Source organism: Pseudoxanthomonas sp. PXM03 (genome assembly GCF_014852005.1).
In the GTDB taxonomy this organism is placed as follows: Bacteria; Pseudomonadota; Gammaproteobacteria; order Xanthomonadales; family Xanthomonadaceae; genus Pseudoxanthomonas_A.
Window position 1 is genome coordinate 1,033,921 of record NZ_JACVAU010000002.1, and the last position, 25,176, is coordinate 1,059,096.

The following is a 25,176-nucleotide window of genomic DNA, read 5'->3' on the forward strand; positions in this document are numbered from 1 at the left end:
CTACTTGCCCGGGGTCGCCGTCGCGAGCACATCGCGACGGCGTGCGCGCCACAGCCCATCGCTGGCGAAGATCAGCAGGCCCGTCCAGATGGCTGCAAAGCCGATCGCACGCTCCACGCCGAAGGCCTCCTTGAACACCAGCACGCCGATCAGGAACTGGATGCTGGGCGCGATGTACTGCAGCAGGCCCACCACCGACAACGGAATGCGCCGCACGCCGTAGGCGAACCCGATCAGCGGCACCGCCGTCACCACGCCGCCGAACACCAGCAGCAGATCGTTCTTCCAGCCATAGCCGCTGACGAAGCCGCCGCCGTGGCCGAACTCGCCCCAGACCACGTAGGCCAGCGCGGGCAGGAACAGGTAGAGGCTCTCGACGCCCAGCCCGGCGACCGGGTCCACCGCCACCAGCTTGCGCACCAGCCCATACAGACCGAACGAGAACGCCAGGCCCAGCGCGATCCACGGCGGTGAACCGGACTGCAGCGTGAGCCACGCCACGCCGACAAGCGCGAAACCCACCGCGATCCATTGCGCGGGCGACAGGCGCTCGCGCAACACCAGCACGCCCAGCACCACGTTGATCAGCGGATTGATGAAGTACCCCAGGCTGGTCTCGACCACATGGCCTGCGTTCACCGCCCAGATGTACAGGCCCCAGTTGAACGCGATCAGCAGGCTGCTGACGCCTAGCCACGGCACGGCGCGCGGTTGCGCACGCACCTGCTTCCACCAGCTGCGTCCGTTCTTCAGCAACAGCCAGCCGACCACCAGCACCGCGCTCCACACGATGCGGTGCGCGATGATCTGGAACGACGGCACCGCTTTGAGCAGATGCCAGTACAGCGGCACCACGCCCCAGATCAGGAACGTGCCGGCGGTGATCGCCAGCCCTTTGCGGTCGATGGCTGCCGCACTCATTTCGCTTGCCGCGCGCGCGCCAGGGTGATGACCACCACGCCCGCCAGGATCACCACCATGGCGCCGATATCGTGCGAAGTGAACGTCTCGCCGGCGATGAAGGCACCCAGCGCCACCGCGATCACCGGATTGACGTAGGCATAGCTGCCCACCAGCACGGGGCGCGCATGGTGAAGCAGCCAGACGTATGCCGTGAACGCGATGATGGAACCGAACACCGCCAGGTAGGCAACGGCGAGCGCACCCGTCACTGTCCACTCCGCCGTGTTGAAACGCTCACCATGCAGCAGCCCGGCGAGCACCAGCATCACGCCCGCCGCCAGCATCTGCGCAGCGGCGGTCATGAACGGCGACGGCAGGTCACGGCCGCGCGACCACACCGAGCCATAGGCCCATGCGATCGGCGCGATCAGCAACAGCACCAGGCCGACCGGCGACCCTGTCAGCGAACTGCCCGCATTGAGCCACACCACGCCGGCGAACCCGACGATGATCCCCAGCCATTCCCCGCGCGTGGGATGTTGCCCGCGCATCGCGCCGAACAGGCCCATCCACAACGGCATCGAGGCCACCGCGACGGCGGCCAGGCCGGACGACACCGTCTGTTCGGCCAGCACCACCATGCCGTTTCCCATCAGCAGCAGCAACGCGCCCATCACCAGCAGGTTCTTCCACTGCGCGCGCGTCGGCGCCGTGACGCCGCGCCAGCGAAGGAACAGGAACAGCACCAGGCCGGCGACGACGAAGCGGCTGCCCGACACCATCAGCAACGGCGGGAAACCGCCTTCCAGCGCGAAGCGGATGCCCAGGTAGGTCGAACCCCAGACCACGTAGACGATGGCCAGGGCGGCAGCGACGGCCAACCCGCCACGTGCAGGCGCGGCGGTGGAAACGGAAGAGGTCATGGGAACCGTGGGGGAGTTCGGCGTCATGCAATTCTAGGCCACTCGCGGGCACGCGGCGTGGCGCCGATGTCCTCGACTGCTTGAAACGTTTCCGGCCCGGCTTGAATCCCGCTCAAGCCTGCATCTCCGTTGTCGCAGGAACAGAATCCGTCGCCGTTCAACCGCGCTCCCGCGCAAGCAACTCCTGCTTGCGGGGCAGTCCCCAGCGATAGCCACCCAGCGAACCATCGCCCCGGATCACCCGATGGCAAGGCACCACCACCGCGATACGGTTGTGTGCGCAGGCGCTGGCAACCGCGCGCGCCGCGCGGGGTGCGCCCAGCGTGCGTGCCAATCCGGCATAGCTGACCGTCTCGCCTGCGGGAATCTTCATCAGCGCCTCCCACACGCGCTGCTGGAACCCCGTGCCCAGCAGGTCCACCGGCACCGCCGTATCGCGCCCCGCCAGGCGTTCGGCAACGGCGCGCAGGCGGGGAGCGAGGAATTCGTCGCGACCGGCTTCGACGCCTTCCAGCTGCGCCTGCGGAAACTCTGCGCGCAGCCGTTGCTCCAGTGCCGCGTCGTCGTCACCCAGTTCCACCGCGCAGATGCCGCGCTCGGTGGCCGCCACCAGCGCACGACCGAGGACGGTATCGACAATGGCCCAGCGGATCGTCATGCCGCGGCCGCCAGCGCGATATGTGGCCGGGGTCATGCCCAGCTTCGCCGCGCCCTGTTCGTACAGCCGCGAGGGCGAGCCATAGCCGGCGTCATACAACGCGGTGGTGACATCACTCCCTTCCCGCAACGCATGCTTCAGTGTGCCCAGCTTTTTTCTCGCCAGGTATTCGGCCGGACTCAGTCCGAAGCGCGCACGGAAGCGCCGCTGCAGATGCGAAGCACTGAGGCCGGTATGCGCCGCCAGTTCGGCCAGCGAGGGATCGCCTTCGTCGAGAAGGCGACGCGCCGCCTCCAGGGGATCGACGAGGGCAGCGCGGGAGGGTTCGGGAAGCGATCGGCGTGACATGGTGTCCATGCGCCCAGACTACGGCGCACGCTGTGGGGGTGCTATCCGGATCTTGTGCCTGCCCTGCCTTCAGCCCCGAAGATCTTCCACAGGAGGGGCTGGCCAGTGATCCGGCTTAAAATCAGCCCCAAACACACCTTCAACACCGCGCGACACTGATCGAAGGGCATCGGGGCCAGCCCCTCCTACAGAGCGATCATTCGGCCCAGCGACCCGGACCCGGCGAATCCGGCAACACCTGCGCGGAGAGCTTGCGGTCCTGGCCGAGGATGCCGATGGCGTCGGAGAGGATCGCGGCGGATTCGCGCAGCAACGGGTCCGGACGCTTGTCGGCCAGCTTCTCGCGCTGCGCATCCTTCACGATGTCGCGCTCGGAAGCGCCCAGCCCGTCATCGGCCAAGTCTTCGGCCAACGGATCCAATGCCAGGCCCAATGCCTTGCGTTCGGCCTGCCGCTGCTTGCGCTGCACTTCCTGGCGGTCACGCTCGGCGCGGCGCTCGGCCTCGTTGAGCGAGACATATTTCTTCGCCGCTTCGGCACGGAACTGGGCCACGTCTTCCGACCACCACTGGAACTCCTTGTCCTTGGCCGAACGCGCCGCGTGCAAAGCCTCGAGCCGGGGCAGCAGCGGCGCGAAGTTGCCGTACTGCGTGTGCGGCACGGCGGCGATGCGGGTCCACGGCAATGCGTTGTCGTAGGTGCTCTCGCCGTACTCGCTGGCGTCCACGCTCACCGGGAACGCGATGTCCGGCACCACGCCCCTGTGCTGGGTGCTGCCACCGGCCACGCGGAAGAACTGGGCGATGGTCAGCTTCACCGAGCCGAAGCGCGGCGCTTCGTTGGCAGGCCAGCGGTCCAGGTCCACCATGTTCTGCACGGTGCCCTTGCCGAAGCTGGTTTCGCCGATCACCAGGCCACGCCCATAGTCCTGGATGGCGCCCGCGAAGATTTCCGACGCCGAGGCCGAACCACGGTTGATCAGCACCGCCAGCGGACCTTCCCAGGCCACCCCGGTCTTGCGGTCGCTGTTGACCGTCACGCGGCCGCCCGACTCTCGCACCTGCACGACCGGGCCCTTGTCGATGAACAGGCCGGTGAGTTCCACCGCTTCGTCCAGCGAGCCACCGCCGTTGTTGCGCAGATCCATGATCACGCCATCCACGCCCTGTGCCTTGAACTGCACCAGCAGCTTGGCGATGTCGCGGGTAGCGGAATTGAAATCGTTGGGGTTGCGGCGACGGCCTTCGAAGTCCTGGTAGAACGCCGGCAACTTGATCACGCCGATGCGTCGCTCGGCCTCGCCCCCGCTGGCCGGCAGGGTGATGGTTTCCGCCTTCGCCGCCTGCTCTTCCAGCTTGACCTTCTGGCGCGTGATGGTGACCTGCGCATGCTTGCCGTCGATGCCGGCCTCGACCGGGATGTACTCGATGCGGACCTGGGTGTCCTTCTTGCCACGGATCTGCGCCACGACGTCGTCGATGCGCCAGCCGATCACGTCGGTCAGCGGCCCCGACTTGCCCTGCCCGACGGCGACGATGCGGTCGCCCACCTTGAGCTTGCCGCTCAGGTCGGCCGGACCACCCGGCACGATCTCGCGGACGGCGACCAGGTCGTCCTGCCGCTGCAGCACGGCGCCGATGCCTTCCAGCGAGAGCGACATAGACTGGTTGAAGTTCTCCGCCGTGCGCGGCGTGAAGTAATCCGTGTGCGGATCGATCGCGCTGGTGTAGGCGTTGAGGAAGGTCTGGAAGACATCCTCGGTCTTCAACTCGTTGATGCTCCGCTGCAGATTGGCGTAGCGCTTGTCCAGCGTCTTGCGGATGTCGTCGGGCTTCTTACCGGCCAGCTTCAGGCGCAGCCAGTCGTTCATCACCGACTTCTTCCAGATCGCATCCAGGGCCTTGCCATCGGCGGCCCACGGCGCGTCCTCGCGGTCGTAGTCCCAGCGCTCGTCGCCGTTGAAGTCGAAGTCCTGCTTCAGCAGCGCACGTGCAAATGCCACGCGCTGGCCGACCCGCTGCTTGTAGACGGTGAAGATCTCGTAGGCCGGCGCAAGATCGCCGCTGCGGATCGCATCATCCATCTTGGTCCTGTAGGGCGCGAAGCGCTCCACGTCGGCAGCGGTGAAGAACTGCTTGCCGCCATCCAGCGCTTCGAAATAGCGCTTGAAGACATCCTGCGACAGGGTGTCGTCCAGCGGGCGCGGACGGTACGCATAGCGGCTGTCGGACAGCAGGCCGTAGACCAGCTTGGACGTATTGGACTGGTCGGTGGTGGGTGCCACCGTGACCGCGTCCCCGTCGCCGCGCGCAAGCAGCGCCAGCGGGGTCGAGAGGGCCAGAGCCAACAGCAGTAGGGGGGCTTTCTTCAGTGTCATTGCGTACTCATGGCCCGGAGGCCCGTCAGGCTGGAACGGATTGCGGATTCGACACGCCGACAGTGCACAAAGTTGCGTGCGTTGTCATCTGCCTTTGGGCAGCCTAAAGGCCGGAGCGTAGGAAAAGGTGAACCGTGGCCGTGCCATGGCCGGGAGGCGGACATGGTGACGCCGACGGGGTGGTCCGGCGTCACGGTTCGGGAACGGGATTCAGCCCGCGTGTTGGGCGGCGTGGGCCGCCTGCGCCGCCTGCTGGTCGGCGTGATAGGACGAACGCACCAGCGGGCCGGACGCCACGTGGCTGAAGCCCAGCGCGTTGCCGTAGAGCTCCAGTTCCTTGAACTCTTCCGGGGTCCAGTAGCGCAGCACCGGGTGGTGGTGGGCCGTGGGCTGCAGGTACTGGCCAATGGTCACCATGTCCACGTCGTGCGCGCGCAGGTCGCGCAGCGTGGCCTGCACCTGCTCCATGGCTTCGCCCAGGCCCAGCATGATGCCGGACTTGGTGGGCAGGTGCGGGTGCTGCTGCTTGAACCGCTGCAGCAACGTCAGCGACCACTGGTAGTCGGCACCGGGGCGGACATTCGGGTACAGGTCCGGCACGGTTTCGATGTTGTGGTTGAACACGTCCGGCGGATTGACCGCCAGGATCTCCAGCGCGCGGTCCATGCGACCCTTGCCGCGGAAGTCCGGGGTCAGGATCTCGATGCGGGTGGCGGGCGAGTGTTCGCGGATGGCGGCGATGCAGTCGACGAAATGCTGGGCACCGCCGTCGCGCAGGTCGTCGCGATCCACGCTGGTCACCACCACGTACTTCAGGCCCATGTCGGCGACGGTGTGGGCAAGGCTCAGCGGTTCGGACGCGTCCGGCGGCTTCGGGCGGCCGTGGGCGACGTCGCAGAACGAGCAGCGCCGCGTGCAGACCTCGCCCAGGATCATGAAGGTGGCCGTGCCGTGGCCGAAGCACTCATGGATGTTCGGGCAGCTGGCTTCTTCGCAGACGGTGACCAGACGGTTCTCGCGCAGCTTGGCCTTCAGCTTGGCCACCGACCCGTCGGAGGGAATGCGCACCCGGATCCAGGACGGCTTGCGCAGTACCGGCGCATCCGCGAACTGCACCGGCGAACGCCCGATCTTGTCGCCCCCCAGCTGTTTGGCGCCTGTCTCCAGGGGAGCAGGCGAAGAACTGACGACCTGGAGCGGAATCACGCGTGCGGGGGTATCGGCCATGGGCCAATTCTAGCCGCTTTCGCCTGGGGCTCTGCGGTCGACAAAGGTCTTGCACCACGCCGCGCTGGAATGCTGCGGGGTAAAGCCCCCTGAGTCAGGACGGGGCACGACGGCGGTCCGGTCATTTACCGGGATTCGCGCAAGGGATCCCGGGCTTCCACTCCTGTTGCTGCAGGCATAAAAAAGCCCGCAATGGCTAGGCCACTGCGGGCTTGCTCCCTCCCCCACGTCGGGATGCGGGGCCATCGTGAAGGGTCCGTTACGCGTCTTGCACGCTGCACTGCAAAACAGAACCGGACGGTTCAGCGCACGCCTGCATCGAGTCACAAATATGAACGTGCGCCAAACCCGCGCCCCTGCTGCATGTTACCGATACCAGACCAATTCGGGGGCACCCGACCGGAATCCCGGTTACGTTCTTCACTGCATTTACCTGAACAGGTGACGCCGTTTCCAGACGCGCAATGACTGCGCACACCTGGCTATTCCAGGTAGTGGGGGCGGCCGTCGTACCAGGCCCCGGCACGTACGAGGTGGAACTTGCGCTGGGTATCCTGCAACTCCACGCCGACGCTCAACGCCCGCCACTTGGCGTAGAGATCGCCCTGCCGCCGGGCACCCTGCAGCCGCATCCGTGCCCGCATTTCGTAACGGTCGTTGCGCGCCTGCAGGCGATCCAGCACCAGCACGTCGTCCTGCCACTGCACGCGTCCATCGACACGCGCCTGGCCTGCATCGATCAGTCGGTAGACCCAGGCCGGGTACTCCTTCTTGCGGGAGAACAGGGCCAGCAGGAAGCCCACGTCCTTCATCGTCACGTCGGCAAGTCCGCCCGCGCTGAGCGGACGATCGATGTCCAGCCGCGCGCGCCCCAGCGTCGCGCGGGCCCACCACCCCGTGCGGGTCCCGCCGTCGGGTTCGCGGAAGCTGACGTTGCGTACCTGCAGCGTGCTGCCGTCGGCCACGAACAGATGGCGCTTCAGGTCGGCCCGGCGCAGGCGCAACGCCAGATCGACATCGCCCCGAAGCTGGATGCCGGCAAGGAACATGCGCGTGCCCCGCCCGGCGATACGCAGCGAACCCCGCCCCACCTCACCGGCGGCATCCAGCGACAGGTCACCACTGAGGTAGCCGGCACCGCCGTCGAACCGCATGTGACGCCGCGGCAGGAACGGGTTGTAGACGCGCAGGTCTGGCACCGTGGCATCGTCGAACACCACGCGCGCCTTCAGCGTCTCGCGCATGCGCGTGCCATCGTCCGCATTCACCGACAGGCGCAGGTTGCGCCCGCGCACGTACGGCTTGCCCGGCGCTTTCACTGCCGCGACGTCGAACGTTTCCATCACCGCCTTGAGCCGAGGCAGCAGCTCGCCGCCAGCGCCGGCATCAAGCCGGATGTCCGCGCGGGCGCGCCCACGGATGCGGTTGCCCATCACGTCGACGACCGCGTCCACGCCCGGCACCTCGATGCGACTGCCGGGCGCGAGCCTGCCATCCACCACCTGCACATCGGCACTGATCGCACCGGCGCCGTCGAGCTTCAGCCATGGCGCCTGCGGGAAAAGCCCGGACAACCAGCGCAGCGAATCGAAATGCCAGGTCCCGGCCACATGTCCGGATGCGCGCGGCAGGACACTGGCGAAGTCGCGCAAAGGCACGCGTCGGCCACGCAGGCGCATATCCGCCTCCACCGCCAGCCTGCCGTCGGCCTGCGGCGGCACGGTCGCCTTGATCGCGATGTCCTGGTCCACGGCCACATCGATGCCCAGGATGTCGTGGCGCGCGGCGCCCGCGATGTCGTTGCCGGCGACGGCCATCGTCCATTGCGCACGGCCGCCCGGTGCGAGCAGGCCACGCTCGAAGGCCAGGGCGATGTCCGCCCTGCCCTCGCCCGGCACCAGCTTGACCGCGACCTCTCCGCGCGGACTGACGGCCACATTCAATCCTGAGGTGCGGCCGCCAAGCCGCAGGTCCAACCGCGTCTTGAGCAGCTTGTCGAGCCCGGCGGCCTGCTCGCGCCGATGGCGATCAAGGGCGAACCCGGCATGCAGGGTCGTCTCGCGCAGCACCTCGGCGCCCTCGCGCGTCACCCGTGCGCCGGTCATGTCGAATGTCGACGGCATCAGCTCCATCGGTCCACCGCGCAACTGCTTGTAGAACCCGACCTGCGCGCGGCCTTCGCCTTCGAGCACCCATGCATCGAACGCGCCACGGCGGACCGAATCGCTGGCGATGCGGTCGAACTGGAGCTCCCAACCGCCCGCGCGCGGCGGTGGCGGCGCCAACTCGCGTGCCACACGCCGGACCCCGCCATGGACCTGGTCCGCGCGCACCTCGGGCACATGCAGCCGTCGCGAAAGCAGCGGCCACAGCGCGATGCGGCCCTCCACGCGCGTGGCGCGTGCGTCCCAGGCGATGCGCCGCGCCTGACCCTGGAGGGTGACATCGGTCAGGCTGACCCGCCCCGGCCACCAGGTACTGCCGGACGCCCATTGCATCCGGAAACGTTCCGGTTTGCGGTTCAGGGTGGCTTCGCCCAGTGCCGTGTTGAGGAACACGTTGCCTGCGAGCAGATAGAGCGCATAGAGGGCGACGAGGGCCAGCAGCCCTCGCCGCAGCCAGCGCAGGGGGGTGCCGCGACGGGATGTCCTTTCCATCCGCACAGAATGCCGCATCCACGTCCCGGCAAGAACAGCCGCATGGGATCAAGCGGCGGCGAAGTGGCCATGGAAGCCCAGCGGCACGGTGTATGGCAGCCACGCCTGGGCAACAGGACCCGCTTCCACGCGGCCCGCGTCGAGCACCGCGATGCCGCTGCGACCACGCGCGGCGTCCAGCAGCGTGCCGACCAGCCAGCCGTCGTCGGGGCGTGTGCTGCCGGGACGCGGCACGAACAGGTGCTCTTCCACCAGCACATCGCGACCGTAGTCGTGTACCTGGCGCCGGTCACGCGCCACATCGAAAGCGCCGACGCCATTGAAATACGGCGCAACCGAAGCGCTCGCGTGCACGGGCGCATACAGCCGCGCGGGACCGGCAGACCGCGTGCGCGCATCGAACACGGGGAACTCGATGCCCGCGATGCCCGTCTCTTCCCAGCGGGCATCGCCACGGCGCAGATCGAGCACGAGTTCACGCAAGGGCCCGTTTCCTCCATGCACGTCGCCGTCACCGTTCATTGCCGCCTTCAAGGGCGAGCGCGCCTCCTCCACGTCCAGATGCTGCACGGCGCGCAGCACGATGCGGCCATCACGCTCGTACGCATCGCCGAAGTGATAGATCGCCGCGAAGTCGGCTTCGAACCAGCGCGCCTGCGCGGGCGCATGCTTGTCCACGACGGCGATGCGCAGCGGCTGGTCCTGCCGGAAGCGCAGGCGCTCGAAGAACGCACCGGCACCGTCCAGGTAGCGGAACGGGATCAGGACGAACACCAGATGGCGATCGGTCATCGCGAAACTGTGCAGATAGCCGGGCACGGGTGTCTCCAGCACGTCGGCCGACGCCAGCGTACCGTCGCGGCCGATGTGCCACACCACCAGGCCATTGCCGCCCATCATCGAGATGGAGCCGAAATTCCACACCGAACCGTCGCGATCCACCAGCGGATGTGCCGAGAACGGGATCGCCGCCAGGTCGTGACGCCAGGTCACCGGCCCGAGCGTGGCCAGCTGGTCGGGATCGAGCTCGAACGCCGAGCCCGCCTCGCATAGCGCGAACAGGCGGCCGTTGATCATCGTCACCGAGGTGTTGGCCGCGTTCGCATCGTCGTTGTTGCGGATCGGCTGCATGTCCGGAACGGAGGTGCCGGCGACGGGATACAGGAAACGTCCTGCCTCCTGCTCGCGGGTGAACTTGGGCGTGGCCACCATGCGGGCACGGTGGGTCAGCGTGCCGTCGCCGTTGAAGCGCCACCCGTGGACCATGCCGTCGCCGTCGAACCAGTGCTCGTAGCGGAACCCCGCACGCTCGGTCCATGCAGGACCGTTGCGGTACAGCGTGCCACCGAAGCCCGCCGGCAGCCGTCCTTCGATCCGCACGTTTTCCGGGCCCAAGGTTTCGGACTGCACCGACTTCCAGCCGGCCAGCCACGGGCGTTCGCGCAAGCCGGCGGCGAAGCGGGCAGGATCGCCGGCCAAGGCGTCCTGGCCACGCAGCAAGGCGGGGGCGACGGCCAGCGCGGTGGCGCCGGACAGGAGGTTGTGCAGGAAGCGGCGGCGGTCCATGGCATCGCGCCTCAGTGCAGCGCGATGTCGATGGCGGCATCCTGCGCGCCGATGTCGAAGCGGGCTTCGTCCCACGTCGGCTTGCGCATCACGCGCGGATTGTTGCTGAAGCCGTAGCCTTCGGTCGGCATGCCGATCATGTTGCTGTCGAGCTTGCCGTTGCCGTTCTCGTCGTGGGTGACCATGACGGCGTATGTGCCGGGTTCCAGGTCCTTGAAGACGAAGGTGGAGGTGTCGCCGCGCGGCGGCGCGCCATCGCCCTGCACCGGGGGCGCCTGGCCGTCCCAGCCGGCCTGGCTGTCGACGATCGCCAGCTTGATGAGTCCTGTCTGCGCGCGCACCCCGCGCAGGGTGACGGTGAGGTCGGCGGCCTGCGCCGGTGCGAGGGTGGCGATCAGCAGCGCGACGAGGCAGAGCGGACGACAGACGGAACGGTGCATGGCGGACTCCGGTGCATGGCAGGAACGTGCTGCCAGTGTCGCCACCGCCCTGCGACCAGTCAGTTGCCAGCCGTCATCTCTTCGACCTGCCGGAAGTCACTTCCGGGGAGCCCGCACTCAGGCTGCTGCGGATACCTCGCGCTGTGCACGTCGCCGGCGCACGGCGATGGCGAGGCTTTCCAGTACCTGCACGGAGGCCTCCCATCCCAGGCATCCATCGGTGATGCTCTGCCCGTAGGTCAGCGGCTGGCCATCGACCAGGTCCTGGCGCCCACCCGCCAGGTGGCTCTCCACCATCACGCCGACGATGCGCTGCTCGCCCGCCTGCAGCTGCGCGGCGATGTCATCGACGACCGCAGGCTGGTTGTCCGGGTTCTTGCCGCTGTTGGCGTGACTGGCGTCGACCATCAGGCGTGCCGGCAGGCCCGCCTTCGCCAGCACCTGGCTCGCCGCCTCGATGCTGGCCGCGTCGAAGTTCGGCGTCTTCCCGCCGCGCAGGATCACGTGGCAGTCGGGATTGCCCGCCGTGGCCGCGATCGCCGAACGCCCTTCCTTGGTCACTGCCAGGAAATGATGTGGATGCGAGGCCGCACCCACCGCATCGACCGCGATCTTCACGTTGCCGTCGGTGCCGTTCTTGAACCCGACAGGGCACGACAGCCCGCTGGCCATCTCGCGATGCACCTGGCTTTCGGTGGTGCGCGCCCCGATCGCACCCCATGCCACCAGGTCGCTGATGTACTGCGGCGAGATGGTGTCCAGGTATTCGCACCCCGCTGGCAACCCCAGCGCGTTGATGTCGCGCAGCAGCCTGCGCGCCAGGCGCAGGCCGCGGTTGATGTCGAAGCTGCCGTCCAGCGCCGGGTCGTTGATCAGCCCCTTCCAGCCGACGGTGGTGCGCGGCTTTTCGAAATAGACGCGCATGACGATCTCCAGTTCGCCGGCCAGCGTGTCGCGCAACGGCTTCAGCCGGCTCGCGTACTCCATCGCGGAGGCAGGATCGTGGATCGAGCAGGGACCGATCACCACGATGACGCGATCATCGCGGCCATGCAGGATGTCGTGCAGCGCGCCGCGTGCATCGGACACGGTCTGCGACACCGCGTCGTCGCAAGGCAGTTCGCCGATCACGGCGGCGGGCGTCACCAGCTCATCGAGTTTGCGGATGCGCAGGTCGTCGGTATGGGGGGCCATCGGGTTTCTCCGGGTCAACAAAAAAGCCGCCAGGGTGGCTGGCGGCTTCAAGGGGATTCTTCTGGTGTCTTGCCTAGAATGAATGCAACCTCGCCTCCGCCGCTGGCATCGGAAAGCCGTAATACCAAAACCAGAAGCGGGCACGGGTGGTGTTCATTCACGGCTAGAGATAACACGCCATGCCGGCGATGGCGAATGTTTCATCTGCAACGTGGGGCGTGTTAACGCGGACCCGCCGCCCACCTGCGGTGGCCGCCCGGCGACGGGCGCCGCGTTTGCCAGCATGTCCGCTTCGAGGACGACACCCGCGCAGGTGTTCCATGGAACTGACCCGCCGACAGTTGTTCGCGGCGCCCGCCGCGCTCGCCGCCGCCACGTTGCTGCCCGGGCGCCTGCTGGCGGCAGTGACGGCGCAGACCCCCGCCCTGCCCGACCTCTCCACCTGGGAATCGGTACGCGCGCAGTTCGCGCTGGACCCGGCGTACCGCCACTTCGCCTCGTTCTTCATCGCCAGTCATCCGGCACCGGTGCGCGAGGCGCTGGAAGGCTACCGGCGCGCGATGGACGCCAACCCGTTCCTGTTCGTGGAACGCTCGATGTTCGAGGACGACGCGCACAATCTTCCGCTGCACGTCTGCGCACAGGTGGCCGAGTACCTGGGTGGTCGAGGCGAGGATGTCTGCACGACGCGAAGCACCACCGAAGGCCTGGCCCTGGTCTATCACGGCCTGCCGCTGAAAGCCGGCGACGAGGTACTGACCACGGTGCACGACCATTATTCGCACCATGAATCGATCCGGCTTGCGACGGCGCGCTGCGGTGCGTCGATGCGCAAGGTGGCCCTGTTCCGGACATCGCGCGACGCCAGCGTGGACGAGATCGTCGGCAACCTGAAAGCGGCCATCCGCCCGCAGACGAAGGTGGTGGGCGTGACGTGGGTGCATTCCAGCACCGGCATCCGTCTGCCGATCCGCGAGATCAGCGCGATGCTGCGCAGCCTGCCGCAGGCCCCATGGCTGGTTGTCGATGGCGTGCATGGCCTGGGCGCCGCGGACGAGACCATCGCCGAGATGGGCGCCGACTACTTCTGCGCCGGCACGCACAAGTGGATGTTCGGGCCGCGCGGCACCGGCATCGTGTGGGCGAACGCCGCGAACTGGGCACGCCTGCAGCCGTTGGTACCCAACTTCACCGAACTCGAGAGCTATGTCGCCTGGACCAAAGACCGGGCACCGGCCGGCCCGTGCAATGCCGCGCGGATGACGCCCGGCGGGTTCCACGCCTTCGAGCACCAGTGGGCGCTGGCGGCCGCGTTCCGCATGCACGGGCAGATGGGGCGCCAGCGCGTGGCGGCGCGCATCACCGGGCTGAACGATCAACTGAAGCAGGGCCTGGCCGATCTGCCAAAGGTGAACGTGCACACGCCTCGCTCCGCAGCGTTGTCGGCGGGGCTGGTCGCGTTCGAAATCGAGGGTGTGCGGCCCAACGACATCGTCAAGCAGTTGCTCGCGCGACGCATCATCGCCAGCACCAGCCCTTACGCCGTGAGCTACGCGCGACTGGCACCGAGTCTGGTCAACACGCCTGCGGAGGTCGACGAGGCGGTGCGCGCGGTGCGTGCGATCGCGGGCTGAACGCGCCCGACGATCGGTATCCGCCGGACGGTGGCCCGTGCGCCGGGATTTGCGCGTTGGTTCCTGATGCCGGTCGTTGCAAGGCGACGACCCGTTGTCCCCTTCGCCATATCCGGATCGTCATGCCCCCGAACGACGCTTCCCCCCGCCCGCTGGACGACATGTTCGGCGAGGTTTACCAAGAGCTGCGCCGGCTGGCGCACAAGCAACGATTTCCCCGCGATGGCGCCACGCTGGACACCACGGCACTCGTGCACGAGCTGTACCTGCAGATGAGCCACCAGCAGCCCCAGTTCACCCATACGCGGCAGTTCTATGCGTATGCGGCGCGCGCCATGCGGCACATGCTGGTCGACCGCGCGCGTGAACGCGCACGCATCAAACACGGTGGCGACCTGCGTCGCACCGACTATCGCGACACGCTGGCCGGCCAGGTGACGATCGATCCGCAACACGCATTGGAACTGGACCAGGCGCTGCGCCGCCTCGCGCTGGACGATGCGCGTGCCGCCGAAGTCGTTGAACTGCACTACTTCGCCGGCCTGCCGCTGGAACGCATCGCCGAGCTCTGCGAACTGAGCGTGCGCACCGTCTACCGCGACTGGCAATACGCCAGGGCGTTCCTCGGCGCCCAGCTGGCCGCGTAAGCGCGCCAGCGTGTCAGGGTCCGGCCCCGAAAGTCGCTTGGTGGCAGACCCTTTCCCGCAGACACACGCCATGCCTTCCCTGCGCCAATCGTTCGATGCGGTCGTGGACCTGCCCCCGCAGGCGCGGCGCGACTGGATGGACCGGCACTGCCCCGACCCGACCGACCGCCGCCACCTGGAGGCGTTGCTCGCCGCCCACGCACGCACCGAACCCGTCCTGCTCGATACGCCCGTCGCCGCGCTGATCGAGGCGTTGAAGGCGGAAGACATCCGCCCACCGCAGGCGTGGGTCGGCGAGCGCATCGGCGCCTTCCGGCTGATCAGTCCACTGGGCCAGGGCGGCATGGCCACCGTGTTCCTCGCCGAACGCGAGGATGTCGATTTCCAGCAACGCGTCGCGGTCAAACTGCTGCGGCGCGGACCGTATTCCGAACTGCAGCAGCAGCTGTTCCGCCGCGAACGGCAGACGCTGGCGGCGCTGACGCATCCGGCCATCGCGCGCCTGATCGACGGCGGCGTCACCGACGAAGGCGTGCCCTATCTCGTCATGGACCATGTGGACGGGCTACCGATCACCCGTCACGCGGAACTCCGCAACCTGGACCGGACTGCACGACTGCGGCTGCTGTGCGACGTCTGCCGCGCGGTGGACGCTGCGCACCGGCAACTGGTGGTCCATTGCGACCTCAAGCCCTCCAACATCCTGGTCACGACCGAAGGCTCGCCGCGGCTGCTGGATTTCGGTGTCGCGCGCCTGATCGACGCCACCGGCGACGGCGAAGGCGCAACTGCGATCGGACTGACGCCGGGGTACGCAGCACCCGAGCAGTACACCGGCGCTGCCGTGACCACCGCCACGGACGTGTACGCGCTGGGCGTGCTGATGCGGGAGTTGCTGAGCGGCGAGCGCCCCGATGAAAGTGCGCGCCACGATGCGTTGCCGAAGGGCGATCTGGGCGCGATCCAGTCGAAGGCTACCGCGGCCGAGCCCGCCCGCCGCTATGCATCGGCAGGCGATCTGGCCGAGGATCTCGAACACCACCTGCGCCACGAGCCTGTCCGCGCGCGGACGCCGTCGCCACTCCATCGCATGCGCCTGTTCGCCCGCCGCCATCGCGGTGGCGTCGCCGTCGCGGCCATGCTGATGGTCGCCGTGCTCGCCAGCCTGTCAGCTGCACTCTGGCAGGCGCACACCGCGCGCGTGGCCGCGGCCGAAGCGCAGGAGCAGGCGTGGCGTGCGCGCAACGAAGCGCAGCGCGCGAATGCCGTGCGGGACCTGCTCGTGCAGCTGTTCGAGAATGAAGTTCCCCAAGGGCCGCGCGCGTCGCTGCCGGATACCGCCACGCTGCTGCAGCGCGGCGCCGAACGCGCACGCACCGATCTGGTGGCCTCGCCAGCGTTGCAGGTCGAGATGCTGGTGGTGATCGCACGGATCTACGACGAGATGTCCCGCTACGACGACGCACGTCCGCTGCTGGCACGCGCCGTCGCCATCGCGCGCGCACTGCCCCCGCGCGACCACGCCGCACTCGGGATGGCGCTCAGCCAGCAGGGACAACTCGCGTCCAGCGAGAAGGACTATCCGGCGGCGCTCGCGTTGTTGAACGAAGCGCTCGCGGTCCAGCGCAGCGTCGATCCACACGGGCTCGCCGCCTCCCTCACCTACCACCGCCGCGCGATCGTGCGCAGCGAGATGGACGAGCACCGGGCCGCCATCGCCGACCACTTGGCCGCCATCACGATCCAGCAGGCACGCCTGCCGCCACGCGATCCCCGCCTGGTCCGCAGCTACGGCGCGCTGGGTACCGCGTACACGCGCGCGCACCAGACTGACCAGGCCGTGCGCTGGCAACGGCATGCCCTGGCGTTGACGCGCGCGGCGTACGGCAATGAACATCCGGAGACGTCACGACGGCTCAGCAACTACGGCATCGCGCTGATGGCGGTTGGAAAGATGGCGGAAGCCGAGGCTCCGCTCCGTGAAGCCGTCGGCATCGCGCGCCGCATCTATCGCGAACCGAACGCGGACTTGGCGCCGCGTGTGCACAATCTCGGCGGCGTGCACCTTGCGCTGGGTCGCCTCAACGAGGCCGAACCGCTGCTGCGCGAAGCCATGGCCATCGAGCATGCGATCGGCCGCGAGCGCTCGCCGGGCATCGGGTTCTCGCTGGCGAAGCTGTCCCGCATCCAGGAACTGCGCGGCGACTTGACCGGTGCGCGCACATTGGCCGATGAGGCGCGGGCCCAGTTGGACAGAGTGCTGCCAGCCACGCACGAACAGCGTCTCGACGCCGAACTGCGCGTCCTCCGCCTGCAGTTGGTGGCTGGCCTCGATCATGACCTGCGGGAACACGCGATCGATCTGCAGCGGCGCGTCGACGCACAACACGAGCCGTATCTGTCGGCGAACGCCCTGTACGTGCGCGCCCTTGCGCATGCGCGGCAGGGGGAGGATGCGGCGGCGATCGCCATGATCGATCAAGCCTTGCGGATCGGCGACCGTCCGCGCTCGTTCCCGCACGACCTGCTCGCGTGGTACGCCACGCTGGCGCAGCTGCATGCGCGCAATGGGCGTCCCGAGGCAGCCGCACGCACGCGCCGGGAGGGCCTGGCGTTTGCGGACCGCATGGACATTCCTGCCAACCATCCTGCCCGCATTGCGTTGGCGACCGCCTCCTTCGTCACGATGGCCAACGCGCCCTGAATCGTTTCGCCCCGCATCGTCGGGACGTGTCAGTGAGCACGGCAGGAAAGCGCTTGTCTCTGTGAACCCTCACGCAGAGACCGGACTTCCATGCTGCTTTCACGCCACGCCACGCACGCCGCTGAACCGCTGACCGACGTTCCCTCCCCGTCCGACGCCGCTCCACGCGCCGGCGATACCGAACCCAGGCCTCCGACCCCCTTCAACCCGTGGACGCGTGCGGTGCAATGTCTCATCGGTCTGCTCGCACCGCGCCACGCCGCACGCAGGGGGTTGCTGCAACTCGATGACGAGACTGGCTTCGCCGGCTGTCCGCGACATGTAGAAGGCTGCCCGGAACGCCGTGAAACACTGGCGTTGCGCGGCCGGTGCTTGCAGGTAGTGTCCTGGGGCGATCCGCACCGGCAGCCGTATGTGCTGCTACCGCCGCTTGACGCGACGGGCCGTGACGCGATGGCCGGCTGGGTGCGCGCGCTGACGGCGCACGGGTACGCCGTCGTCGCCTTCGCCCGCGAGGGCCGTACGGTAGCCACGCAGACGTCCACCTTGCTGGAAACCGCGGGCGACATGCTCGAGGTCGGCCGCCGCTGCGGCGAAGCGGCCGCGGTCATCGGCCATTCGCTCGGCGCCATGTCGGTGGTGCTCGCGCTGCACCAGGGCCTGCGCGCGAAGCGGGCGATCCTGGTCTCCGCGCAGGCCGATCCGCGCGCGGCGTTGCAGCGCTTCGTGGATCGTTCCGGCATGGGACCGCGCGTGGGCGCGCGCATCCTGGCGCTGCTCGAATCCCGCATTGGCCAAGGATTGGATGCGCTGCAGGCGCACCGCATCGCGCCGGCCATCGGCATCCCGGTGCTGGTCGTGCACGATCTGCTCGACGACGAAGTGCCCTGGGATGAAGGCGAGCGTTTCGCCCGGCACCTCACTGCTGCGCGCCTGCTGACCACGCTCGACCTCGGCCACCACGGCGTCCTCAACGACCCGACGGTGTTGCGCGACTGCGTGCGTTTCCTGGACGGCGAAGCGATCGGCGACAAGGTCGTGTCGTCGCCCAATCTTCCTTACGGCTTCAGCTGACATGGTGCCGGCGCGCCGCCACGACGTGGCGCCTGCCTGCATCATGCGATTCCGCCACGCGCGCAGGAGTTCCGGCCACGATGCTGGCGACGCCATGACGGGTCTCTGCCTGCGCGGTGGCCGCGGGATGCACGCGCCGCCCGCGTGCAACGGCTGCACGCTGGTCATCGCGCTGCGCGGCGAGGTGGACGTCGAGACCGACGACGGTGTATTCCGGCTGGCCGGGCGCCGGTTCCTGGCGCTGCCGGGCGACGTGCCCAGGCGCCTGCTCGCCGGGCCCGGCGCGGACTGGGTGCTCGTGCACGCGCCCAGCCACTGGGCACAGGCGCTGTCCGAGCCTGCAGAGCATCGCGGCCTGGCGGCGCCACTGCTGCTGCCCGCCGTACTGCCCATGGACCGCCCGATGCTGCAGCGACTCTCCGCACTGCTGCGATGCGCACCGCATCCTTGCGACCGCGAATCGGGGCGCGAACTGGCCGCCGTGATGCTGGCAGCGCGCAACGCGCAGGCACGCGCCGCGGACTGGGTGGAGCGCGCCTACGGTCGCAGTGAACGGCATCGGCGCGCGGTCGTGGCACGCCTGCTGGCAGCGCGCAACCGCATCCTCAACGCCCCCTTCGATGCGCACGACCTTCGCACCCTGGCCGAGGCTGCGCGTTACTCGCCCTCGCATTTCCTGCGTTCGTTCCGTGACGTGTTCGGAATGACGCCCCACGACCTGCTCACCCAGACCCGCCTGCTGCGCGCCTGCGCGCTGATCCAGGATGGCCGGCTGGCGATCTGCGAGATCGCCGCGAGCGTAGGCTACGAGAGTCGGCATGCGTTCTCGCGTTCGTTCAAACGCGCCACGGGGGTCACCGCGACCCGCTTCCGTACCGCGGGCGACGCCCGCTGAGCCATCACCATCCCGAATCGCGACAGGCGTATCCGCACATCACGACGGCGGACACCGCCACCCGCGCGCATCGCGCAACACGGGCGGCACAACATGTATCGCACACGACTGCGCACCGGGTCTCTCTCCCCAGTGCGCATTTTTTTCGCACGTGGAAAGGCCGCGTCCTCGTGGACGCGGCCGGCTGGACCGCTGCGGACGGCTCAGAACTTCTGCTGGTACTTCAGGTAGACGAACCGTCCGATGTCGTAACCACCGTAATACGAGTAGCCCGAGCTAGGCTGCGAGTACATCGGCGGCCCATAGCGCTCGAACACGTTGTTGGCCCCGAACGAGATCGTCGCGTTCCAGGGCGCCTGGTAGCGGACCTGCACGTCGTGGAAGGTCGTGGAAGGTCGCTCGTGCATCCGCAGTATCTCGCCGCCCGTCCAGGGCGCGCGGTAGTTCGGCAGGCTGCAGATGTCGTCGAAGACGCAGCGCTCCTTCACCCCCGCGTAGTACCGCATCCCCCAGGACACGCCCCATGCCCCGTGCTCCCAGCCCAGATTGAGGTTGGAGCGGATGCGGAAGTTGCTGCCTATGCTCGTCGCGATGCCATTCAACTGCTGCGGTGGATTGTCCTCCAGGTCGTCGGTCTTCAGTTCGAGCTTGCTGATGTACGTGCTCAGCCAGCTGGCACTGAAGATGCCCCACGGTGTCGTACGGCGGTAGTTGACATCGAAATCGAAACCCTCGGTCTCGACATGGCCCACGTTGATCGGCGTAGTGGTGAACGAAAGGATCTCGCCGGTGGCCGCATCACGTTCGAAGCGCGAGCCCGTCGATGCGTTGCAACGCGCCTCGATCCCCCGCAGGTAGCAATCGTCCAGCACCTGGGTCTCGGTGTCGGCCACGATGGTGTTCTCGATGCGGATCGTCCACCAGTCCAGCGACACGTTCAGCCCCGGCGCGAACGACGGACTGAACACCACGCCCAGCGTCGTCGATTCGGACGTTTCCGGGGTAAGGTCCGGATTCGAACCCGATACGAAGGGGATCGGGGTCTGCGTACCGGGACCATCCGCGATGCCGTCGGCGTCATTGGCGGGCTGGCGGAAGTCGGCGGGCACGTCCTGCAGGCATCGCGCATTGCCGCGCGCGGCGCCGAAGGCGGTGTCGCACGGATCCGTGTAGAACGAGAACGTCTGCGACGCGCCGCCGTACAGATTGCTGACATCCGGCGCGCGGAAGCCCTCCGCCCAGGTGCTGCGGACGAGCAGCGAGTCCACGGGCTTCCATTTCAGGCCCAGCTTGCTGTTGGTGGTGTCGCCGAAGGTGTCGTAATCCGAATAGCGCGTCGCCGCACTGAGCGTCAGCTCGCGGGCCAGCGGCACCTCGGACAGCAGCGGCACCTGCACCTCGGCGTAGATTTCGTCGAGGCTGTAGCCGCCCGCCGTCGGCCCGGCCGCGAGATCGGTGGAACCGCCCGACTGGGCCAACGCGTCGGGCGAGAATTCGCCGTATTCCTTGCGGTGCTCCACGCCCAGCGCGACCGCGAGGTCGCCGGCCGGCAGCGTCGCGAGCGTGCCGGTGATGTTGGCGAAATAGTCCTGCGTCTTCGTCATCGAGACGGCTTGGCCGACCGGGAAGATGAACTGCCTGACAGCCGGGTCCGTCGCCGAGCCGTCACCCGGGCCGCCGTACCCGAACGGGAGCAGCGGGTTCCATGGCGTGCATTCGCCCTGGCTGGTGCCCAGCGGAATCGGGTTGTCCGGCGTGCCGCACTGGACCACGCCCTGGCTGTTGAGGAACGACGGGCCCACCGCCATCCGCACGGCGGCCAGGTTGAGATTGCCGGTGCCGACCTGCACGCCCTTGTTCTGGTTGTACAGATAGCCCACATCCCAGTCCCAACTGCGGCCGGCCAGATCGAAGTAGCCCGACAGCGTGCCGCTGAAGCGGTAGGTGGTCAGCGAAAGCCGGTTCTCGCGCGGCACTTCCCAGCCGCGACGGGTGAAATGCACTTCGGTGGGATCCGCGTCGCCGCTCTGGTTGCCGACGGGGTTGTAGTAGCTGTCGATCGACATCGGCGTATCGAACGCCTGCGACGAGTACGGATAGCCCGCATTGCGCGAGAACGAGGCGCGGTCGGTGTAGAGCATGTCGCCGGCGAAGCGGATGCGGTCACTGAGCGCATGGTCGAGATTGACGAACACCGACTTGCGTTCGATGCCCGCCAATAGCGTGGACTGCTGGACCGGCAGCGAGAAATCGGTGTCGTCCAGCGCGCGGTAGCTGTCCAGGTCGCGTGGATCGAGTCCGGGCGTCTCGCGCCGGAGCGTGAAGTTGCCGCGCCCGGGGACGATCAGGCGACCGTACTGCGTGGTTCCGCTTTCACCACCCGGCCTCGGTACCCGGCCCTCGCCCATCGGGAAGCGGCTCGCGGAGAACCAGCGATCGGTGGCCCACACCGGATCTTCTTCCGTGTACTCCGCGCCGACGGTCACCGAACCGCGGTCGCCACTGAAACCGGCGATCAGGTCCAGTACCGTGCGCTGGCCGTCGCCCTGCGAGTATTGGCCGCCATAGACGCTGGCCTGCATGCCGTCCATGTTGCGCCGGGTGATGAGGTTGACGACACCGGCGATCGCATCGGAGCCATACAGCGTCGATGCGCCGTCCTTCAGCACTTCGATCCGTTCGATCATCGCCGCCGGGATCTGCGAGAGGTCCTGGAAGCCGCCGGTGGTGATGCCCAGCCGCTTCCCGTTGACCAGCACCAGGGTGCGGTTGGGGCCGAGGTTGCGCAGGTCGATGTACGCACCACCCACCGCCTCGCCCGCGGCAAGCGGCGTGATGCGGCTCACCGCCGGACTGCCCGCGCTGGTGATGTTCTGCAGGATATCGGCGACGGAATTGAAGCCCTGCTTCTGGATCTCTTCGCGCGAGATCACCAGCACCGGCGCGGCGGTTTCCACATCCACCTGGCGGATGCGCGAACCGGTGACCTGGATGCGGTCCAGTGTGGTGGGCGCCGTGCCGGACGACACCGGCGCCTCCTGTGCGTGCGTCGCCGCCGCCGCGGTGGCCGCGCACGCGACCAGGGCGACGCGGATCGCGTCGCGCAATGCATGTCGTTTCATCTGAATCCCTCTCCTCGATGGCTGTCGTTCGCGTCGTGTTCGGTGAAAACATCGTTAAGCACCGAAGTTCGTACGCTACGGAGCCGGTCCGGCAGAGAGGTGTCCCGCGCGCGGCTTTGCCGGAACGCTTGTTGCGGTGTCGCGGTGCGCATATCGCGGAAAAAAAAGGCCCCGCATCGCTGCGGGGCCCTTCCTGGAACGGTGACGCGGGAAGCGGGACTTAGAAGTCCATGCCGCCCATGCCGCCCATGCCACCGCCGGCCGGCATCGCCGGCTCGTCCTTCTTCGGAGCCTCGGCCACCATCGCTTCGGTGGTGATCATCAGGCCCGCGATCGAAGCGGCGTTCTGCAGCGCGGAGCGCGTGACCTTGGTCGGGTCCAGGATGCCGAACTCGATCATGTCGCCGAACTCGCCGTTGGCGGCGTTGTAGCCGAAGTTGCCCGAACCGTCCTTGACGCGGTTGACGATCACCGACGGCTCTTCACCGGCGTTGGTGACGATCTCGCGCAGCGGGGCTTCCATCGCGCGCAGGGCGATCTGGATGCCGTGGTTCTGGTCTTCGTTGGCGCCCTTCAGGTTGCCGATGGTCTGCAGCGCGCGGATCAGCGCGACGCCGCCACCCGGGACCACGCCTTCTTCCACCGCCGCACGCGTGGCGTGCAGGGCGTCTTCGACGCGGGCCTTCTTTTCCTTCATTTCGATCTCGGTCGAGGCACCGACCTTGATCACGGCCACGCCGCCGGCCAGCTTGGCCACGCGTTCCTGCAGCTTCTCGCGGTCGTAGTCCGACGAGGTCTCTTCGATCTGCGCCTTGATCTGCTTGATGCGCGACTGGATGCGCTCGGCATCGCCGGCGCCGTCGATGATGGTGGTGTTCTCCTTCGAGATCACGACCTTCTTCGCACGACCCAGGTCGTTGATGGTGGCCTTCTCCAGCTGCAGGCCGACTTCCTCGGAGATCACCGTGCCGTTGGTCAGCGTGGCGATGTCTTCCAGGATGGCCTTGCGGCGGTCACCGAAGCCCGGCGCCTTGACGGCGGCGACCTTCACGATGCCACGGATGGTGTTGACCACCAGCGTGGCCAGCGCTTCGCCTTCCACTTCTTCGGCCACGATCAGCAGCGGCTTGCCGGCCTTGGCGACGCCTTCCAGCACCGGCAGCAGTTCGCGGACGTTGGAGACCTTCTTGTCGTGGATCAGGATAAAGGGGTCGTCGAATTCGACCTGCTGCGACTGCTGGTTGTTGATGAAGTACGGCGACAGGTAGCCGCGGTCGAACTGCATGCCCTCGACGACGTCGAGTTCGTTCTCCAGGCCGGAGCCTTCTTCAACCGTGATCACGCCTTCCTTGCCGACCTTCTTCATGGCCTCGGCGATGATGTCGCCGATGTTGCTGTCGGAGTTGGCCGAGATGGTGCCGACCTGGGCGATGGCCTTGTCGTCGGCGGTGGGCTTGGAGAGCTTCTTCAGCTCTTCGACGGCAGCCTTCACGGCCTGGTCGATGCCGCGCTTCAGGTCCATCGGGTTCATGCCGGCGGCGACGGCCTTGGAGCCTTCGCGGATGAACGCCTGCGCCAACACGGTGGCGGTGGTGGTGCCGTCACCGGCATTGTCGGAGGTCTTGGAAGCGACTTCCTTGACCATCTGCGCGCCCATGTTCTCGAACTTGTCGGCCAGTTCGATTTCCTTGGCGACGGACACGCCGTCCTTGGTGATGGTGGGGGCGCCGAAGCTCTTCTCGAGTACGACGTTGCGGCCCTTCGGGCCGAGGGTGGCCTTGACGGCATTGGCGAGGATGTTCACGCCGCGCACCATGCGCGTACGGGCGTCTTCACCGAAACGGATATCTTTGGCTGCCATGTGCAACTCCAGGAGTATTGAGTGTGGTTCGTGAGGCGGGCAGGCCCGCCATCAGGAGAAATGCGGTGACGTGGGCGGCGGCGCGGAGCCGCCACGCGCGATCAGCCGAGGATCGCGAGGACGTCGTCTTCCTTGATGATCTTGTACTCGACGCCTTCGTACTTGTAGGGCGAACCCGAGTACTGGCCGTAGATCACCTTGTCGCCGACCTTCACCTTCGGGGCGCGCACGCCGCCGGTGGCGTCGATGAACTTGCCTTCGCCGACGGCGACGACTTCACCCTTGGTGGGCTTTTCCTTCGCGGCGTCGGGGATGATGATGCCGCCGACGGAGGTTTCTTCGGCTTCGATCGGCTTGACCACCAGGCGGTCGTACAGCGGCTTGATATTGCTCATGTCAATCCTCTTAAGTGATTGATTGGACTGGGAAAGGGGCGGCGATGTTAGCACTCCCCACGGGAGACTGCCAACGCCAGGGGCACAAAAACCCGACAGGGCCGGGATGCGAGGGATATCGGGGTGCCCGGCGCGGTTTCAAGGGGTGGGTGCACATATTGGTCGCAGGGGCGCCCGGACCGGGTCTGCGATAATCGATGCCCCATGCCCGTCTTCCTGATCCTGTCGACCTGTCCCGACGCCGACACCGCCCAGCGGTTGGCACGGGCGCTGGTGGACGAGCGCCTGGCCGCCTGCGTCAGCGTGCTGCCCGGCATGGTGTCGACCTATCGCTGGCAGGGCCAGGTGGAACAGGCCAGCGAGGTCCAGCTGCTGGCCAAGACCCCCGCCGACCGGCGCGACGCCCTGATGGCGCGGCTGGCCGAACTGCACCCGTATGAACTGCCGGAGATCCTGGCGGTCGAAACCGCCGCCGGCCTGCCCGCCTACCTGGCGTGGGTCGCCGCTGAAACCCGGGCCGATGGCGCCCCCTCGAGTTGAAGACCCAGACC

At 67.7% G+C, this 25,176-nt stretch carries 18 protein-coding genes; 6 read left to right on the plus strand and 12 right to left on the minus strand.

Annotated features, from left to right (window positions below):
* The 9 genes from rarD to IB223_RS13760 all read right to left on the minus strand — a co-directional run bounded on the left by rarD (position 1) and on the right by IB223_RS13760 (position 12,293).
* On the minus strand, positions 1-921 hold the full coding sequence (gene rarD, locus IB223_RS13720; protein WP_192202259.1) for an EamA family transporter RarD: 921 nt from the start codon (positions 919-921) through the stop codon (positions 1-3).
* A complete protein-coding gene (gene yedA, locus IB223_RS13725) occupies positions 918-1,826 on the minus strand; it encodes a drug/metabolite exporter YedA (RefSeq protein WP_192202260.1) in 909 nt (302 codons plus the stop codon). Before yedA ends, rarD begins: the two co-directional genes overlap by 4 nt.
* Before the next feature lie 157 nt (positions 1,827-1,983).
* Positions 1,984-2,832: a methylated-DNA--[protein]-cysteine S-methyltransferase gene (locus IB223_RS13730; protein ID WP_192202261.1), complete on the minus strand. Its 849-nt coding sequence runs from the start codon at positions 2,830-2,832 to the stop codon at positions 1,984-1,986.
* 196 nt (positions 2,833-3,028) lie between these two features.
* A complete protein-coding gene (locus IB223_RS13735) occupies positions 3,029-5,209 on the minus strand; it encodes a carboxy terminal-processing peptidase (RefSeq protein WP_192202262.1) in 2,181 nt (726 codons plus the stop codon).
* Positions 5,210-5,419: 210 nt separating this feature from the next.
* Complete coding sequence (gene lipA / locus IB223_RS13740) at positions 5,420-6,436, minus strand: lipoyl synthase (protein ID WP_192202263.1); 1,017 nt, start codon at positions 6,434-6,436, stop codon at positions 5,420-5,422.
* Between the two features lie 482 nt (positions 6,437-6,918).
* Entirely contained in the window at positions 6,919-9,093 is a 2,175-nt protein-coding gene (locus IB223_RS13745; RefSeq protein WP_192202264.1) for a hypothetical protein, read from the minus strand.
* Between the two features lie 48 nt (positions 9,094-9,141).
* Complete coding sequence (locus tag IB223_RS13750) at positions 9,142-10,659, minus strand: carotenoid oxygenase family protein (protein ID WP_192202265.1); 1,518 nt, start codon at positions 10,657-10,659, stop codon at positions 9,142-9,144.
* 11 nt (positions 10,660-10,670) lie between these two features.
* On the minus strand, positions 10,671-11,099 hold the full coding sequence (locus IB223_RS13755; RefSeq protein ID WP_192202266.1) for a DUF2141 domain-containing protein: 429 nt from the start codon (positions 11,097-11,099) through the stop codon (positions 10,671-10,673).
* A 117-nt stretch (positions 11,100-11,216) separates the two neighbouring features.
* Positions 11,217-12,293, minus strand: coding sequence for a 3-deoxy-7-phosphoheptulonate synthase (locus IB223_RS13760; protein WP_192202267.1), 1,077 nt, complete (start codon positions 12,291-12,293; stop codon positions 11,217-11,219).
* Positions 12,294-12,613: 320 nt separating this feature from the next.
* On the opposite strand from IB223_RS13760, the gene IB223_RS13765 reads away from it, so the two are divergent.
* The 5 genes from IB223_RS13765 (at position 12,614) to IB223_RS13785 (ending at position 19,247) form a co-directional block, all read left to right on the plus strand.
* The gene (locus IB223_RS13765; RefSeq protein WP_192202268.1) at positions 12,614-13,927 is read left to right on the plus strand and encodes an aminotransferase class V-fold PLP-dependent enzyme; all 1,314 of its coding nucleotides are present in this window, start codon (positions 12,614-12,616) and stop codon (positions 13,925-13,927) included.
* 122 nt (positions 13,928-14,049) lie between these two features.
* A complete protein-coding gene (locus IB223_RS13770; protein WP_093301688.1) occupies positions 14,050-14,574 on the plus strand; it encodes an ECF-type sigma factor in 525 nt (174 codons plus the stop codon).
* A gap of 70 nt (positions 14,575-14,644) precedes the next feature.
* Complete coding sequence (locus tag IB223_RS13775; protein WP_192202269.1) at positions 14,645-17,278, plus strand: tetratricopeptide repeat protein; 2,634 nt, start codon at positions 14,645-14,647, stop codon at positions 17,276-17,278.
* A 90-nt stretch (positions 17,279-17,368) separates the two neighbouring features.
* A complete protein-coding gene (locus tag IB223_RS13780) occupies positions 17,369-18,352 on the plus strand; it encodes an alpha/beta hydrolase (RefSeq protein WP_192202270.1) in 984 nt (327 codons plus the stop codon).
* Between the two features lie 94 nt (positions 18,353-18,446).
* Positions 18,447-19,247 carry a helix-turn-helix transcriptional regulator gene (locus IB223_RS13785; RefSeq protein ID WP_192202271.1) on the plus strand — a complete coding sequence of 267 codons (801 nt, stop codon included), beginning with the start codon at positions 18,447-18,449 and terminating at the stop codon, positions 19,245-19,247.
* 203 nt (positions 19,248-19,450) lie between these two features.
* On the opposite strand, the gene IB223_RS13790 is transcribed toward IB223_RS13785, so the two are convergent.
* The 3 genes from IB223_RS13790 to IB223_RS13800 all read right to left on the minus strand — a co-directional run bounded on the left by IB223_RS13790 (position 19,451) and on the right by IB223_RS13800 (position 24,625).
* On the minus strand, positions 19,451-22,375 hold the full coding sequence (locus tag IB223_RS13790) for a TonB-dependent receptor (RefSeq protein ID WP_192202440.1): 2,925 nt from the start codon (positions 22,373-22,375) through the stop codon (positions 19,451-19,453).
* Positions 22,376-22,589: 214 nt separating this feature from the next.
* The gene (gene groL, locus IB223_RS13795; RefSeq protein WP_142126166.1) at positions 22,590-24,230 is read right to left on the minus strand and encodes a chaperonin GroEL; all 1,641 of its coding nucleotides are present in this window, start codon (positions 24,228-24,230) and stop codon (positions 22,590-22,592) included.
* Between the two features lie 101 nt (positions 24,231-24,331).
* The gene (locus IB223_RS13800; protein ID WP_142126167.1) at positions 24,332-24,625 is read right to left on the minus strand and encodes a co-chaperone GroES; all 294 of its coding nucleotides are present in this window, start codon (positions 24,623-24,625) and stop codon (positions 24,332-24,334) included.
* Positions 24,626-24,829: 204 nt separating this feature from the next.
* On the opposite strand from IB223_RS13800, the gene cutA reads away from it, so the two are divergent.
* A complete protein-coding gene (gene cutA, locus IB223_RS13805; protein WP_192202272.1) occupies positions 24,830-25,165 on the plus strand; it encodes a divalent-cation tolerance protein CutA in 336 nt (111 codons plus the stop codon).
* The last annotated feature ends 11 nt before the right edge of the window (positions 25,166-25,176 follow it).

What these genes read in the sequence shown, in the direction of transcription:
- IB223_RS13785 (WP_192202271.1), top strand. Translation starts at nt 18,447, where the DNA reads ATGACGGGTCTCTGCCTGCGCGGTGGCCGCGGGATGCACGCGCCGCCC.
- IB223_RS13770 (WP_093301688.1), top strand. Translation starts at nt 14,050, where the DNA reads ATGCCCCCGAACGACGCTTCCCCCCGCCCGCTGGACGACATGTTCGGC.
- cutA (WP_192202272.1), top strand. Translation starts at nt 24,830, where the DNA reads ATGCCCGTCTTCCTGATCCTGTCGACCTGTCCCGACGCCGACACCGCC.
- IB223_RS13735 (WP_192202262.1), bottom strand. Translation starts at nt 5,209, where the DNA reads ATGACACTGAAGAAAGCCCCCCTACTGCTGTTGGCTCTGGCCCTCTCG.
- rarD (WP_192202259.1), bottom strand. Translation starts at nt 921, where the DNA reads ATGAGTGCGGCAGCCATCGACCGCAAAGGGCTGGCGATCACCGCCGGC.
- IB223_RS13765 (WP_192202268.1), top strand. Translation starts at nt 12,614, where the DNA reads ATGGAACTGACCCGCCGACAGTTGTTCGCGGCGCCCGCCGCGCTCGCC.
- groL (WP_142126166.1), bottom strand. Translation starts at nt 24,230, where the DNA reads ATGGCAGCCAAAGATATCCGTTTCGGTGAAGACGCCCGTACGCGCATG.
- IB223_RS13775 (WP_192202269.1), top strand. Translation starts at nt 14,645, where the DNA reads ATGCCTTCCCTGCGCCAATCGTTCGATGCGGTCGTGGACCTGCCCCCG.
- yedA (WP_192202260.1), bottom strand. Translation starts at nt 1,826, where the DNA reads ATGACCTCTTCCGTTTCCACCGCCGCGCCTGCACGTGGCGGGTTGGCC.
- IB223_RS13755 (WP_192202266.1), bottom strand. Translation starts at nt 11,099, where the DNA reads ATGCACCGTTCCGTCTGTCGTCCGCTCTGCCTCGTCGCGCTGCTGATC.
- lipA (WP_192202263.1), bottom strand. Translation starts at nt 6,436, where the DNA reads ATGGCCGATACCCCCGCACGCGTGATTCCGCTCCAGGTCGTCAGTTCT.
- IB223_RS13800 (WP_142126167.1), bottom strand. Translation starts at nt 24,625, where the DNA reads ATGAGCAATATCAAGCCGCTGTACGACCGCCTGGTGGTCAAGCCGATC.
- IB223_RS13730 (WP_192202261.1), bottom strand. Translation starts at nt 2,832, where the DNA reads ATGTCACGCCGATCGCTTCCCGAACCCTCCCGCGCTGCCCTCGTCGAT.
- IB223_RS13745 (WP_192202264.1), bottom strand. Translation starts at nt 9,093, where the DNA reads ATGGAAAGGACATCCCGTCGCGGCACCCCCCTGCGCTGGCTGCGGCGA.
- IB223_RS13750 (WP_192202265.1), bottom strand. Translation starts at nt 10,659, where the DNA reads ATGGACCGCCGCCGCTTCCTGCACAACCTCCTGTCCGGCGCCACCGCG.
- IB223_RS13760 (WP_192202267.1), bottom strand. Translation starts at nt 12,293, where the DNA reads ATGGCCCCCCATACCGACGACCTGCGCATCCGCAAACTCGATGAGCTG.
- IB223_RS13780 (WP_192202270.1), top strand. Translation starts at nt 17,369, where the DNA reads ATGCTGCTTTCACGCCACGCCACGCACGCCGCTGAACCGCTGACCGAC.